This window comes from Microcystis sp. MC19, assembly GCF_003019735.1.
Classification (GTDB): domain Bacteria; phylum Cyanobacteriota; class Cyanobacteriia; order Cyanobacteriales; family Microcystaceae; genus Microcystis.
Map to the genome: position 1 here is coordinate 1,232,982 of NZ_CP020664.1, position 13,185 is coordinate 1,246,166.

Below are 13,185 nucleotides of genomic sequence, written 5' to 3' on the forward strand. Positions count from 1 at the left end.
AACACAGAAATATTGGAGTTAATGTTAACTTTTATTCTCCGGGGAAAGAGACCGTTTTGGCTATCAGCCGCTACTACCTCAACCGCCAGCTTTTTTTTCCCGACGAAATAACCAAATCATCAGGGCCACCACCCCGATTTGTAGGGCAAAATTGGGTAAGGCGGTGGCTACGTCCCTTGCTGCCGCTAATTGGGCCAGAAAAACCACCGCACCAATAAAACCAGAAGCACCTAAACCGAGATAGATAAACTGCCGCAGTCCTCGGTAGGGATTGGCCGCCTCCGCTTTCAAGCGGGCGTATTTTTGGGGATCGAGTCGAGGGGATTTGCTCATAAAAAAATTTTTCTAGCTGTGTATCTATTCTCCGTGATATAATCGGAAACTGGCAATGTGCCGATGTAGCTCAGTGGTAGAGTAGTTGATTCGTAATCAATTGGTCGTGGGTTCAAATCCCATCATCGGCTTGGGGTTTTACCTCCCGGAAGTTGACTCAGAAATACCAGTACAGTGGTTAAATGCCTTGATTTTGTTGCGGCTATGCCAAAACCCTCCTAGGCTAACGCCTTTGCTAGGGATTTGCTTAAACAGACTATTTTAGCACTAAACAAGAGGTAAAATAGTTAATTGACCGGGACGATCAGTCCCTCTTTCTGTCCAAAGCTGTGGGAAAAGATCAGCTAGTTACTGAAGAAAAGGTTGAATGATTTCTGCGATCGCCTGACGTTGGCAATCGTCATATCCCCAGCGTTCTAGAAAGACTTGATATTCTCCTTGTCCGCTGTTTAAACTGGTGGCTAGTTGTTGTAATTTTTCCCCCAAGGCTGGCGATAATAACTGCTTAATTAGTTGACCAGTTTTTTCTTGGACTTTCTCGGAACCTCGAGCGTTTTCTTCGTCTCCTTGACGGCGATGATAGATGACCATTGCCGTGGACATAGCCAGATTTTTAACTAATAATTCATTTACCAATGTCGGAGAAGTTTTTAAAGCAGTGATTACTTCTAAACTAGGATATTCCCTATAGGATAAATCGCTGGTTAAGTAAGTAACAAAAAATCCTCTAGCTCCATTTTCTGTTGAGACTAGATTGGTAAGTTTTTCAGTGATTGTATCGGTATCTAAAAACTCAATTTTACTTAGTAAATCTTGAGTTTGTTGGATAGCATTTTCAAAAGTTATACCCATAAAAATCAATAGCCTTCTGTGAAGTTTAAGAGAAAAATACTAAGCATCTAAAGCCTTTAACCAATTAGTTAAATCCTCCCCTGTCGAAAAATCAAATAAAGCTTCCCCCAGTCGTTCCATATCATCAATGTTCAAGGTGATAATCCGACTCTCTAGAGCCACATCAATAGCTCCTAGCTTACGTTTAATCAGACGAATAATTAGATTTCTTTCTCTTGCTAAACCCTGTTCTAAACCCTGTTCTAAACCCTGTTCTAAACCCTGTTCTAAACCCTGTTCTAAACCCTGTTCTAAACCCTGTTCTAAACCGCGGCGCATCCAACTGGTGGTAATCTGCATAACTCCCTCCTGTTCGGGTTGAATAAATGTGCTAATCTCCTGTTGAAATTCTATCTCCTCGGACGAGTTGAGATTGAGATAGGTATCGACAAAACCTGAAATCAATTGCATTCTAGCGGCATCTAATCTTAATGTTACCAATAATCTTAGACATTGTGCCTTAACTTTTGCCCTATCCCAAGCGACATCAGTAAGCTTTTGAGTGATTGTATCGACATCTAAAAACTCAATTTGACTTAGTAAATCTTGAGTTTGTTGGATGATAGCATTTGCAAAAGTTATACTCGTAATCATCCCTAGCCTTCTGTGAAGTTTAAGAGAAAAATACTAAGCATCTAAAGCCTTTAACCAATTAGTTAAATCCTCCCCTGTCGAAAAATCAAATAAAGCTTCCCCCAGTCGTTCCAGATCATCAATATTCAAGGTCATAATCCGACTCTCTAGAGCCACATCAATAGCTCCTAGCTTACGTTTAATCAGACGAATAATTAGATTTCTTTCTCTTGCTAAACCCTGTTCTAAACCCTGTTCTAAACCCTGTTCTAAACCCTGTTCTAAACCCTGTTCTAAACCCTGTTCTAAACCCTGTTCTAAACCGCGGCGCATCCAACTGGTGGTAATCTGCATAACTCCCTCCTGTTCGGGTTGAATAAATGTGCTAATCTCCTGTTGAAATTCTATCTCCTCGGACGAGTTGAGATTGAGATAGGTATCGACAAAACCTGAAATCAATTGCATTCTAGCGGCATCTAATCTTAATGTTACCAATAATCTTAGACATTGTGCCTTAACTTTTGCCCTATCCCGAGGGGCAATTTTCATCTTGGCCATCAAAGCGGTGGCGACGGGATTAGCTTGATTGAGAAAATCCCGCCAATTCAAGCGATTTAACTGGACAACTTGATAGTTAAATTCTAACACTTTTAAGTCGGGAAACTGGATTTTATATTGACGAATTGCTTCTTTTTGCGGACGCTCATAGGAAAATATGACAATCGGATAAACTGGCAAGGCAAATTTTTGATGCAGACGAGCAAAATAAGTAAACATTCGCCGATTAAATTCTGGTTGAGAGCTAGACTGTGCTTCTAGATGAATTAAGAAAAATGATGATTGTCCTCGAAATTGAACTTGGGCGACTAAATCACTTTCATACTTTTCTCCTTCCGTGACATCGGTAAAGACTTCTTTATCTAAAAATGTGATCTGATTAGGCTCTAAATAATTAATAATCTCAGGAAAAAACAACTGAATAAATTCAACAAAAAAAGTCGCAATTAATTCCTTAAATAAACGATCATGGTCAATAATATTATTCATACATAAGTAGTCGTGCAAAATTAATTTCCTAGTGAAGATAGGCAAGAGGCAAGAGGCAAGAGGCAAGAGGTGGTTAGATATGTGTAATTAATTTTGCTTAGGTACTTAGCAGTTAACCTAATGGTGAGATAGGAAGTTGTCCTTTGGGGGAGTCGGTCGCCGGTCGTCGATAGCAAAATGAGGCTACACTTCATCTTGAGGATAAATGCGCTAAATTACTGGTTAAGAGGGGGGCGAGGCAGTTCGAGCATTTGTACTAAAATATCCAAGGGACGGCTAACTGCTATATTTTCTGATGACGATATAAATAGCAAAAACTATAGACGAATAGCTATGAGCTTTGGTGAAGAATTTGAATTACTGCTGCGGGCCCGTTATCCTCTCATCTATGTTAGCACCCTAGAAGAAGAACGTCTCGAAAAAGCGATCGCCGATATTGCCAAACAGAGCCATAACCGTGCTGTCTATGTCTGGGATTTCGTGGATGGTTATCAAGATAATCCCAATAATGAGAACTTTGCTCGGCGTAATCCCCTGCAAGCTCTTGAATTCGTCGAAAAGCTGCCGACTAACATCGCCGCCATCATAATCTTACGGGATTTCCAGCGCTTTTTAGAAGATATTGCCATCGCCAGAAAATTGCGAAATCTGGCCCGTTCCCTGAAATCTCAGCCCAAAAACCTAATTATCGTCGCTCCCGAACTGTCTATCCCCTCGGATCTAACCGAAGTAATCACCGTCGTCGATTTTCCCCTTCCCAGTGGCGAAGAAATCAAACAGGAAATCCAGCGATTAATCGCCGCCACCGGACAACCCGTCAAAGAACCACTCCTGGATGAATTAGTGCTTTCTGCTCAAGGATTATCCCTAGAGAGAATTCGTCGGGTTTTAGCCAAATGTTTAGCCAGTCACGGCAAAATTGAGCCAGAGGACGTGGAATTAATTTTGGCAGAAAAACGCCAATCGATTCGTCAAACCCAGATATTGGACTTTTATCCCGCCACAGAGCAGATTTCTGACATCGGGGGCCTAGATAACCTCAAAGATTGGCTGATTCGTCGCGGTGGTGCCTTTAGTGAACGCGCCCGCGCCTACGGTTTACCCAATCCCCGGGGTTTACTATTGGTGGGAATTCAAGGGACGGGTAAATCCCTGACAGCGAAAGCTATTTCCCATCATTGGCACTTACCCCTACTGCGTCTAGACGTGGGGCGTTTATTTGGCGGATTGGTGGGGGAATCGGAATCGCGTACCCGTCAGATGATTAATCTCGCCGAAGCTTTAGCTCCCTGTGTGCTGTGGATAGACGAAATTGATAAAGCTTTCGCCGGAGTGGATGGGAAAGGCGACGGAGGAACCACCGGGCGGGTTTTCGGGACTTTTATCACTTGGTTAGCGGAGAAACAATCGCCCGTTTTTGTCGTCGCTACAGCTAATAACATCCAATCTTTGCCCCCGGAAATGTTGCGAAAAGGACGCTTCGATGAGATATTTTTTGTCGGACTACCTAGCCAAAAGTCCCGCGAGGAGATTTTTAGCGTTCATTTAGGGAAAGTCCGGCCCCATAATCTAAAAAGTTATGATATAAAGCGACTAGCCTACGAAACTCCCGATTTTTCGGGGGCAGAAATCGAACAAACCATCGTGGAAGCGATGCACATCGGTTTTAGTCAAAATCGCGACTTTAGCACCGATGATGTGCTTGAGGCCGCTAGTCAGATTATACCCCTGGCCCGCACTGCCCAAGAACAGATTCAATTTCTACAGGATTGGGCTAAGTCCGGTAAAGCTCGTTTAGCCTCTCGCGATGATCGTTTTAATGTCAATCCTAACAGTTAATTTAGCACCAATATGAAGCGTTTATCTGGTTTATTGCAATTTATGGTCGGTTTTGTCATGGGAGTGGCGATTCTGGTCGGTGGGGCTACTGCTGTCGCCTATATGCTTCTCTCTGGCATGAATTCTAATCCTCCTAAACCTGTCTTTACCGAGGAGAAAAAAGAGGAAACTAAGGAGGAAAAAGCTGCTAAATCCATCCCTACTACTCCCGTCCAAGAACAACCCCAAGCTGAGGTGAAAGAGTCTCCTAATACCCCAACACCAAAAGCTTCCCCGAAACCCAGTCCCGAAGAAACAAAAAGAGAAACCAAATCCGAGGGTTATCAAGCGCGGGTGACATGGCAAAGCGGTTTAAGTTTGCGCTCTGAACCTACCAGTGAATCGACTCGTCTCGGCGGTCTGGATTATAATACTAAAGTCAGTGTGGTGGGAACCAGCAGCGATGGCCAATGGCATCGCGTGCGTCTGTCCGATGGTCGCGAAGGTTGGATTAAAGCGGGTAATATTTCCAGAGTCGAGTAAATATTTATAAGGGTTAGGTTTTCTAAATCTACCCCTTTCCTTAATCAGTAATTGGACAAAGTTAAATTGACACTCTGGCAGGAGAGAACCCCAGAACTGCTCAACTCCAGAAGTAAAAAATATCTGTGATTAATTCTGTCTGGGGACTTAATCACTACTTCAAGAACGATTATCGCGATTAACTTTTCTGATTAACCAATAACTTGCCGCTAAAGCTAAGGTTCCCACGGTGAGGGCAATTAAATCATCTTTACTGTATTTATTGGGGTCGAAAATAATAATTTTTCGAGAGATGGCAATTAAAGCCGTAACTACTACTAATTCAACCTGTACGATGTGTTTTCTTAAGTAAGCAGTGACGTTTTCTAATAACTCTAAGGCAATCAAAATATTGAGAAATAATCCGAATATTTCAATTAAAGTTTTACTAAAAAAACCGACGGGTTCCGTAGTAAATAGGTCTTTGATTAGGATAACTACTAGATCATAAAGAGAAACAATAATAACAACAATTAAGGCTACGGATAAAACCTTAGAAACTATGTTTTCAATGAGATGAATCGACCTCATGAAATCTTCATCGCGCCATTGTTGACCGAAATTGATAAGTAGTTTCCGTATCTGTTTGAGCATGATCGATTAAGTAAAAAGTAAAAATTGTTATTGTATTTGATTGCTAATTGTTCTATTTAGTCAATAAGTAAGTCGATCCCCCCTTGATAAGGGGGTGCTGATCCCCCCTTAATAAGGGGGGTATCTGACAATTTTTAACATCTACCTACTTAGAAATAATCTTACTTGAAGAAGGCTTCCCTAAAAAAAAAATCTAGGTGCGATCGCTTTTTAACATCTACCTACTTAGAAATAATCTTACTTGAAGAAGGCTTCCCTAAAAAAAAAATCTAGGTGCGATCGCTATTAAGTCAACCGCACCCCAAACTAATACAAATGCTCACATCTAGCTAACATCATCGTGAGCGAAACGATTATAGAGGAAGTCGAGGGCATAGTTACGCAGACGATAATATTCCGGATCCTCCATAATTCTCTCTCGATCGCGGGGACGGGAGAAATGAATATTCATCACTTCGCCGATTTTCGCTTCCGGTCCATTGGTCATCATTACCAGCTTATCAGCGAGGAAAAGGGCCTCATCGATATCGTGGGTAATCATCAACACCGTACAGCGTTTATCTTGCCAGATTTTCAGCAATTCTTCCTGTAATTCCTCTTTGGTAATCGCATCCAACGCACCGAAAGGTTCATCAAGAATCAACACTTCCGGACGGATAGAAAGAGCGCGAGCGATCGAAACCCGTTGTTTCATCCCCCCGGAGATTTGGGGAGGGGTTTTATCCATAGCTTCGGTTAAACCCACCATAGCTAAATGATCGCGCACGATCGAGCGTTTTTGTGCCTCTGGAGCATTGGGAGACACCGCATCTACCGCGAGATAGACATTTTCAAAAACACTTAACCAAGGCAATAAAGCATAGTTTTGAAACACTACCATGCGATCGGGCCCGGGTTTAGTAATTTTCTTGCCGTTAACTTTAACAATGCCATCGGTGGGAGAAGAAAAACCCGACACCATATTTAATAGGGTCGATTTACCGCAACCGGAGTGACCGATCACACAGATAAATTCACCTTCATTGATGCTGAGATTAACGTCCTTGAGGACAGTGTAGGGGCCTCTAGGAGTGGGATAAACCTTAGAAACTCCTTCAATGGTAACAAAAGCTTCTTTAGTGGGGGCCTGGGTTGCTCGGTTAACGGTGTCGGTGGTGGTGTACATGATTAGTCTTTGGGGGAAATTAGATAATAGGAGCAATGACCGGGGATAATTGGCTAGGAATTATCCCCTTAGTCGATTTTTAGGCAATTTTGCGAGATTCGCTGGCACTAGGACGAGCATCAATAGCCACTTCGGCCATAGTGACGTTTTGTTTGATCTCTAAACTATTGAGATAACCGATCGGATCCTCGGCATCAAACTCGATACCATCGAATAAAAGGATCGGTGTGCGACGATATTTAATATCCCCTAGACCCAATTCCCGGGCTGCGGTACTGAAGACACCCACCCGACAGACGCGTTCGAGAATTTCTACCCAGTTACGCGGGAAAGGAATGTGGCCCCAGCGTGCCATTTGGGTCATCATCCAGAGGTGTTCGGTACGACTGGGACGATTTACCCCATCTCCATAGAACAGATGGTGTGCATATTCTTTCATCGGTCGATCGAGACTGCACGCGTAGGAGTTGGGATCACCCAGTTGGATATAATCTATATTGGTACTAAGGTACTGACGACTAGCGAGGATTTGACGAATTTCTTCCTGATTCCCTTCCTCGGCACAGTAGCGACAACCTTCCAGCAGTGCTTTGACTAAAGCGACATGGGTATTAGGGTATTTATTGGCCCAATCTTCCCGAACTCCCAGGGCCTTACCTGGGTGGCCCTGCCAGATTTCTAAGTCGGTGGCGACGGTGTAACCGATGCCTTCCATGGCGGCCCGTAGGTTCCAGGGTTCACCGACACAGTAACCGTCAATACTACCGGTTTTCAGGTCGGCCACCATTTGGGCCGGGGGAATAGTTTCGAGGTGAACGTCTTTATCGGGGTCAATTCCCGCTGCCGCTAACCAGTAACGTAGGAGCAAATTGTGCATGGAGGAGGGGTGAACAATGCCAAAAATATGGCGCTGCTCCTTCGATTCCAATAGCATCTGTCTTAAAGCGTTACCGTCAATCACTCCCTCGTCATAGAAGCGTTTAGCGAGGGTGACACCGTTACCGTTACGCGTCATAGTCAGGGCGCTGACAATCGGCAAAGGTTGCTCCTGATAACCACCGACGGTTAACCAGGTGGGCATTCCCGAAGGCATTTGCGCCCCGTCGAGGAATCCCCCTGCGATCCCGTCCACAATGCCTCGCCAACTGGTTTCCCGGACTAAATTCACCTCATCTAGACCATGTTTAGTAAAGAATCCCTTTTCTTTGGCCACTGCTAGGGGCGCGCAAGCGGTGAGGGGAACAAAACCGATTTCTAGATTGACTTTTTCTAAACCGTGACGGGCAATTACTTCGACTTTGCGAGCGCGTAGTTTTTTGATCCGTTTTTGTTGGTTGAGGAAATAGATAATCTCACTCCGGAGACTGTAGTAACTGGGGTGTTCCACCACTTCCATGCGTTTGCGGGGACGGGGGATATCTACTTCCAAAATACCGCCAATTTTTGAGCCGGGACCGTTGGTGAGCATGACGATGCGATCGGATAATAGCACCGCTTCATCCACATCGTGCGTCACCATTACCGAGGTCATTTGGTATTCTTCGCACAGCTGCATTAACTGTTCCTGTAGATTACCTCTAGTCAGGGCATCTAACGCCCCAAAGGGTTCATCTAAAAGTAGGACTTTCGGACGAATGGCTAGGGCGCGAGCGATCGCTACCCGTTGTTTCATCCCCCCCGATAATTCGTTGGGACGTTTATCCACTGCATGACGAAGATTGACCAGATCGATATATTTTTCGACTTCGGCTTTTCTTTCGTCTTCTGACAGTTGGGTGAGAACTTGATCGACGGCCAGAGTGATATTTTCTTTGACGGTTAACCAGGGTAAAAGGGAATAGTTTTGGAAGACTACCATGCGATCTGGTCCTGGTTTTTTAATGCTTTGACCTTGCAAAGTCACCACCCCTTCTGTGGGCAAATCTAAACCAGCGATCATGTTTAAGAGGGTAGATTTTCCACAACCAGAGTGACCGATGAGGGAGATAAATTCCCCTTTTTTGATCTGTAAATCGATCCCTTTTAAGGCCACATATTCACCGCCACCACTGAGGGGGAATACTTTATCGATGTTATCGACAGCGACAAACAAACTCATAGTTTTTTTCTCCTTAAATTTGCTCAATTTTCAGTTATTTAGAAATGGGGAAAGTTTCCCCATTGATTCCCTATTGACGAACGATTTGAGTTTGCAACCAAGCCATAAAGCGATCGAGTAATAAACCCACACCACCGATATAAAACAGCGCAAGAATAATATCGCTGATGTAGTTATTTTGGTAGGCATCCCAGATAAAGAAACCGATACCGACAATACCCGACATAACGATTTCCGCCGCAATAATCGCTAACCAAGCTAAACCGATCGCAATTCTCAAACCAGTGAAGATGTAGGGAAGAGCCGAGGGAATTAATATCTTGAAAAAGAATTTTTTGCTGGACAATTGCAAGACTTGTTTAACGTTGATATAGTCTTGGGGAATTTGTTGGACACCGACGGTAGTATTAATCAAAATCGGCCAAACTGCGGTAATAAAGATAACGAATAAAGCAGCAGGTTGGTTTTGTTGTAAAGCGGCCAAAGATAGGGGAACCCAAGCAAGAGGAGGAACTGTTCTCAGGAATTGGAAAAGGGGATCGAGGGCCTTATTTAAGAAGGAATTTAAACCGACCATAATCCCAACACCAATACCAACCACTGCGGCAAAAGAATAACCGATTAATACCCGTTGCAGACTGGCTAAAGTTTGCCAGAATAGTCCTTTATCAATGCCTCCACGATCAAAGAAAGGATACATTAAATAAGTACGGGTACGCTCATTGGTGATTAGGTCGGATGGGGGGGGTAATTTGATTAATCCCACCATCGAGACTAATTGCCAAACAATCAGAAAACCTAAGATACCGATAATGGGGGGAAGAATGTCATGGGAATGCTTTTTCCAGAATTTACCGAAGTTGAAACCACCTTTACCTGTTCTGCTGACGCTACTTGCCATTTTGCCGTTTTCCTTTGTTGAAGATAAAGTTACTTGATTGGGAAGAGAAGAAAACATTTTTGGGATTGATAGACTAGATATTTTATCCACCTAGCCTATCGTTAAAAGCTCGCTATTTTTTGATCGCCAAACTATCGAGATAAGCTTGGGGATTGGCAGGGTCAAAAGTCTTGCCATCAAAGAATTTTTCGACACCCCGGGAGGTAGTGGTGGGAATATCGGCTGCGGGAACTCCTAATTCTGTAGCTGCCGCTTTCCAAAGATCCTCGCGGTTAACTTTGTCGATTAATGCGGAGGCAGTGGTTAAAGTTTCTTTCGGCAAGAAACCCCAACGAACACTTTCGGTTAAAAACCAGAGATCATGACTCTTGTAGGGATAGGAAACGCTACCGGCGGGATCTTTCCAGTAGAAAACCCCTTTATTTTTGTCGGTGATTTCCGGTTTACTGTCACCCATTTTCTGCATTCCTTTGAGGGGACCGGCGATAATTTCTTCTTTGAGGTTGAAATAAGCCGGTTTAGCGAGAATTGCTGCCGCTTCTGCCCGATTTGCCTCTTGATCGAGCCATTGCTGCGCTTCCATAATTCCTTTTAATAGGGCCTTGGTGGCTTTTGGGTTTTTATCCACCCAATCGGCACGGATAGCGAGGTATTCTTCCGGGTGATAGGGCCAGATTTCTGCGGTTAAAGCTGACATAAAACCGATCTGATCAGCCACAATTCGCGCCGGCCAAGGATCGCCGGTACTAAACGCATCCATGGTTCCCGTTTTCATGTTGGCCACGGTTTGGGCGGCAGGAACCGCAATTAGGTTAATATCCATATCGGGGTTAATACCACCGGCGGCTAACCAGTAACGAATCCAGAAGTCTTGATTAGCTTTCGGGAAAGTATAGGCGGCTTTAAAGGGAGTTCCCGTCGTTTTCATGCCGAGGATGTAATCTTTGGCGGGTTTCAGGTCTAAACCGATATTTTTGCCCTCGTGTTTACCTGCGATCGCAATTCCGTTACCCTGGGTGTTTAACTGCGCTAACACATACATGGGGACTTTAACGTTATTTTTGGTGATTAGTCCCTCGGAAATTAGGTAAGGCATGGGCATTTGCCACTGTCCTCCGTCAATTCCGCCCGCATCTGCCCCAATTTCGACGTTATCTCTAGCAGATCCCCAGTTTGCTTGTTTGGAGACTTCCACATCGGCCATCCCGTATTTAGCGAAAAAGCCTTTTTCCTTGGCAATAATTAAGGGTGCGGCCTCAACGATAGGAATATAACCTAATTTAATTTTGGTGGTTTCAGGAGCTTGTTCCGGGGCGATGGCGACGGGAGAGGCTGCCGGGGAAGCGGGCGCGGTGGTGGTGGTTCCACCCGTACTGTCGGGGGGATTACCCACACAACCTTTGAGGACAACAGCCCCTGCCGCTGAAACCGCCGCCGTGGTTAAAAATTTCCGTCTCGAAAAATTTGACATAGAATCTCCTACCTGCTTGCTAAAGCAAATATGTGTGCTGAATTATGGGTAAAGGAATCCCTCGCTAAACTTCCCTTCTAGCCCGTGCTATAGAAATTTAGCTATGGAATATTGAATCTCGATTGAACTTACTAAATAAGTCTAGCGGAATTTGGAAAAAATAATTAATCTGATCGAGAATTTTATTTACAAAAATTTAATTCGATTGATAAGAATTAATTAAGACCATTGATATATCTAGCTTCTAGCCACTTAAAAAGGTTTCCGTAGGAGCGCCGGCGCAGGGGAGTGGGGAATTATGAATTATGAATTATGAATTATGAATTGGGGAGAGGGGAGAGGGGTGATGGGGAGCAGGGAGGTGGGGAGAAACAACAAAACGAGCCAAGGGTGAGTTTTAGGAATGCGGTTCCTTGCGGCTTGGTAGAATGGACAATATGCTTTCACCCCAAAGTAATGACCAGATCTAAAAAGCCGAAATCACCGAACTCCTCTGATTCGCCTACCTCTCCTGCCTTGGCTCTGTCTTCCCTACATTTTCGTCTCCAAGCTTTAGAGGAGGAGCATCAGTGGCTCCTCAAGCAGATTGGCAGAAAACGCAACGAACTGAAGAAATTCCTCGACCAGATGCGTTCCTTAGCGACGGAGATTTTCCAGAGAGGGCAACCCCTCTATCAAAAACTTACCGACCTCGACCGCGAAATACACGCCCTTTTTGACGAAATCCTCACTGCTAGAAAAATGGGGCAGCAAACAAAAAAAAGGATTCTCGGAATTTACGAGACACTTCAGTTAACGGGGGTGATTAGCCCAAAATTTGAGGATGGAGATGAAGAACTTGACGAACTTTTCGGAGACGAAGAACCAGAAGGAGCATCGGAGCAATCCGCGCAGGATTTCTTCTCTGGGGGAGACTCCTATAACCGTCACGATGATGGAACAGAGCTATCACCTGAAAGCTCGCCTAAATCTCCTGAATCTAGACAAATACGCCGCACTTTCCTGAGAATGGCTGAGATTTTTCACCCCGACAAGGTTACGGATCCCGAAACTCGGATGCGTCACAATGAGATCATGAAGGAGGTCAACCGTGCCTATAAAGAGGGAGATATTGCCAGACTGCTGGAAATCGAACGACAGCATCAAATGGGGGACTCTTTCGCGGTTGAAGGCTCATCGGAAAGCGACCTTAAACGACAGTGCGAGAGGGTTGAAACCAATAACGAACTACTTAAAAAGCAATACGAGAACCTGAAAAGAGAACTGCGCTCGGTGCGAAATACCCCGGAAGGCGAGATGGTGAGGGCCAGCCGCGCTTGTGAGAAGGATGGCATCGACCCGATTGAGCAAATGCTAGAGGAGATGAAATTACAAGTTCAATCCACCGAAAAAATCTATAATTTTGTCCGTGACTTCCGCGATAAAAAGATAACGGTTAAAGAGTTTCTGCGCGGACCGGTCAGGATGGGCAGAAGCCCGGAAGAGATGGAAGACATTCTTGATCAACTTCTGGAGCAACTTCGCGGAATCAGCCGTTAAAGAGAGAAAGTAGGGGCGAAGCATTCGGGCAATAACCTATCGCTGAAACCGTATATTTCCTATCCGAATGCTTCGCCCTTACAGGACGCGGGCCGATGAAGACACAAGGTTTTGAACCACGATTCTCTCAAAATCTTGCACCGGTGGGGGCGAAACAGAACCCTAAAACCCTT

11 protein-coding genes, 1 tRNA gene and 1 pseudogene are annotated in these 13,185 nt (G+C 44.5%); 4 read left to right on the forward strand and 9 right to left on the reverse strand.

The window, feature by feature from the left end:
- Positions 1-78 precede the first annotated feature (78 nt).
- On the reverse strand, positions 79-333 hold the full coding sequence (locus B5D77_RS06355) for a DUF3493 domain-containing protein (RefSeq protein ID WP_008198594.1): 255 nt from the start codon (positions 331-333) through the stop codon (positions 79-81).
- Between the two features lie 59 nt (positions 334-392).
- On the opposite strand from B5D77_RS06355, the gene B5D77_RS06360 reads away from it, so the two are divergent.
- Positions 393-464, forward strand: a tRNA-Thr gene (locus tag B5D77_RS06360).
- Positions 465-681: 217 nt separating this feature from the next.
- On the opposite strand, the gene B5D77_RS06365 is transcribed toward B5D77_RS06360, so the two are convergent.
- From B5D77_RS06365 to B5D77_RS06375, 3 genes and pseudogenes are all read right to left on the reverse strand, one after another.
- Positions 682-1,185 (reverse strand): hypothetical protein, encoded by a 504-nt coding sequence (locus tag B5D77_RS06365; protein WP_106908496.1) that lies wholly within the window; start codon positions 1,183-1,185, stop codon positions 682-684.
- A gap of 39 nt (positions 1,186-1,224) precedes the next feature.
- Positions 1,225-1,701, reverse strand: a pseudogene (locus tag B5D77_RS06370) (DUF4351 domain-containing protein); the annotation flags it as partial.
- A 150-nt stretch (positions 1,702-1,851) separates the two neighbouring features.
- The gene (locus tag B5D77_RS06375) at positions 1,852-2,844 is read right to left on the reverse strand and encodes a DUF4351 domain-containing protein (RefSeq protein ID WP_106908497.1); all 993 of its coding nucleotides are present in this window, start codon (positions 2,842-2,844) and stop codon (positions 1,852-1,854) included.
- 333 nt (positions 2,845-3,177) lie between these two features.
- Here B5D77_RS06375 and B5D77_RS06380 point away from each other — a divergent pair, with 333 nt between their 5' ends.
- Both B5D77_RS06380 and B5D77_RS06385 read left to right on the forward strand, forming a co-directional pair.
- Positions 3,178-4,683, forward strand: a complete 1,506-nt coding sequence (locus B5D77_RS06380; RefSeq protein ID WP_008198959.1) for an AAA family ATPase — start codon at positions 3,178-3,180, stop codon at positions 4,681-4,683.
- Between the two features lie 12 nt (positions 4,684-4,695).
- A complete protein-coding gene (locus tag B5D77_RS06385; protein ID WP_008198962.1) occupies positions 4,696-5,205 on the forward strand; it encodes an SH3 domain-containing protein in 510 nt (169 codons plus the stop codon).
- A 159-nt stretch (positions 5,206-5,364) separates the two neighbouring features.
- Here B5D77_RS06385 and B5D77_RS06390 read toward each other — a convergent pair whose 3' ends face one another.
- The 5 genes from B5D77_RS06390 to B5D77_RS06410 form a co-directional block, all read right to left on the reverse strand.
- On the reverse strand, positions 5,365-5,838 hold the full coding sequence (locus tag B5D77_RS06390) for a phosphate-starvation-inducible PsiE family protein (RefSeq protein WP_002800917.1): 474 nt from the start codon (positions 5,836-5,838) through the stop codon (positions 5,365-5,367).
- Positions 5,839-6,163: 325 nt separating this feature from the next.
- A complete protein-coding gene (locus B5D77_RS06395) occupies positions 6,164-7,003 on the reverse strand; it encodes a nitrate ABC transporter ATP-binding protein (protein ID WP_106908498.1) in 840 nt (279 codons plus the stop codon).
- Between the two features lie 79 nt (positions 7,004-7,082).
- A complete protein-coding gene (locus B5D77_RS06400; RefSeq protein ID WP_106908499.1) occupies positions 7,083-9,101 on the reverse strand; it encodes a nitrate ABC transporter ATP-binding protein in 2,019 nt (672 codons plus the stop codon).
- Between the two features lie 70 nt (positions 9,102-9,171).
- Complete coding sequence (gene ntrB, locus B5D77_RS06405) at positions 9,172-10,002, reverse strand: nitrate ABC transporter permease (RefSeq protein WP_106909962.1); 831 nt, start codon at positions 10,000-10,002, stop codon at positions 9,172-9,174.
- Between the two features lie 112 nt (positions 10,003-10,114).
- A complete protein-coding gene (locus tag B5D77_RS06410) occupies positions 10,115-11,473 on the reverse strand; it encodes a CmpA/NrtA family ABC transporter substrate-binding protein (protein ID WP_106908500.1) in 1,359 nt (452 codons plus the stop codon).
- 456 nt (positions 11,474-11,929) lie between these two features.
- Here B5D77_RS06410 and B5D77_RS06415 point away from each other — a divergent pair, with 456 nt between their 5' ends.
- Positions 11,930-13,012: a molecular chaperone DnaJ gene (locus B5D77_RS06415; RefSeq protein WP_106909963.1), complete on the forward strand. Its 1,083-nt coding sequence runs from the start codon at positions 11,930-11,932 to the stop codon at positions 13,010-13,012.
- The last annotated feature ends 173 nt before the right edge of the window (positions 13,013-13,185 follow it).

Bases quoted from the DNA above. Each gene is read 5' to 3' on its own strand.
- ntrB (WP_106909962.1), bottom strand. From the start codon at position 10,002: ATGGCAAGTAGCGTCAGCAGAACAGGTAAAGGTGGTTTCAACTTCGGT.
- B5D77_RS06395 (WP_106908498.1), bottom strand. From the start codon at position 7,003: ATGTACACCACCACCGACACCGTTAACCGAGCAACCCAGGCCCCCACT.
- B5D77_RS06355 (WP_008198594.1), bottom strand. From the start codon at position 333: ATGAGCAAATCCCCTCGACTCGATCCCCAAAAATACGCCCGCTTGAAA.
- B5D77_RS06415 (WP_106909963.1), top strand. From the start codon at position 11,930: ATGACCAGATCTAAAAAGCCGAAATCACCGAACTCCTCTGATTCGCCT.
- B5D77_RS06380 (WP_008198959.1), top strand. From the start codon at position 3,178: ATGAGCTTTGGTGAAGAATTTGAATTACTGCTGCGGGCCCGTTATCCT.
- B5D77_RS06410 (WP_106908500.1), bottom strand. From the start codon at position 11,473: ATGTCAAATTTTTCGAGACGGAAATTTTTAACCACGGCGGCGGTTTCA.
- B5D77_RS06365 (WP_106908496.1), bottom strand. From the start codon at position 1,185: ATGGGTATAACTTTTGAAAATGCTATCCAACAAACTCAAGATTTACTA.
- B5D77_RS06385 (WP_008198962.1), top strand. From the start codon at position 4,696: ATGAAGCGTTTATCTGGTTTATTGCAATTTATGGTCGGTTTTGTCATG.
- B5D77_RS06390 (WP_002800917.1), bottom strand. From the start codon at position 5,838: ATGCTCAAACAGATACGGAAACTACTTATCAATTTCGGTCAACAATGG.
- B5D77_RS06400 (WP_106908499.1), bottom strand. From the start codon at position 9,101: ATGAGTTTGTTTGTCGCTGTCGATAACATCGATAAAGTATTCCCCCTC.
- B5D77_RS06375 (WP_106908497.1), bottom strand. From the start codon at position 2,844: ATGAATAATATTATTGACCATGATCGTTTATTTAAGGAATTAATTGCG.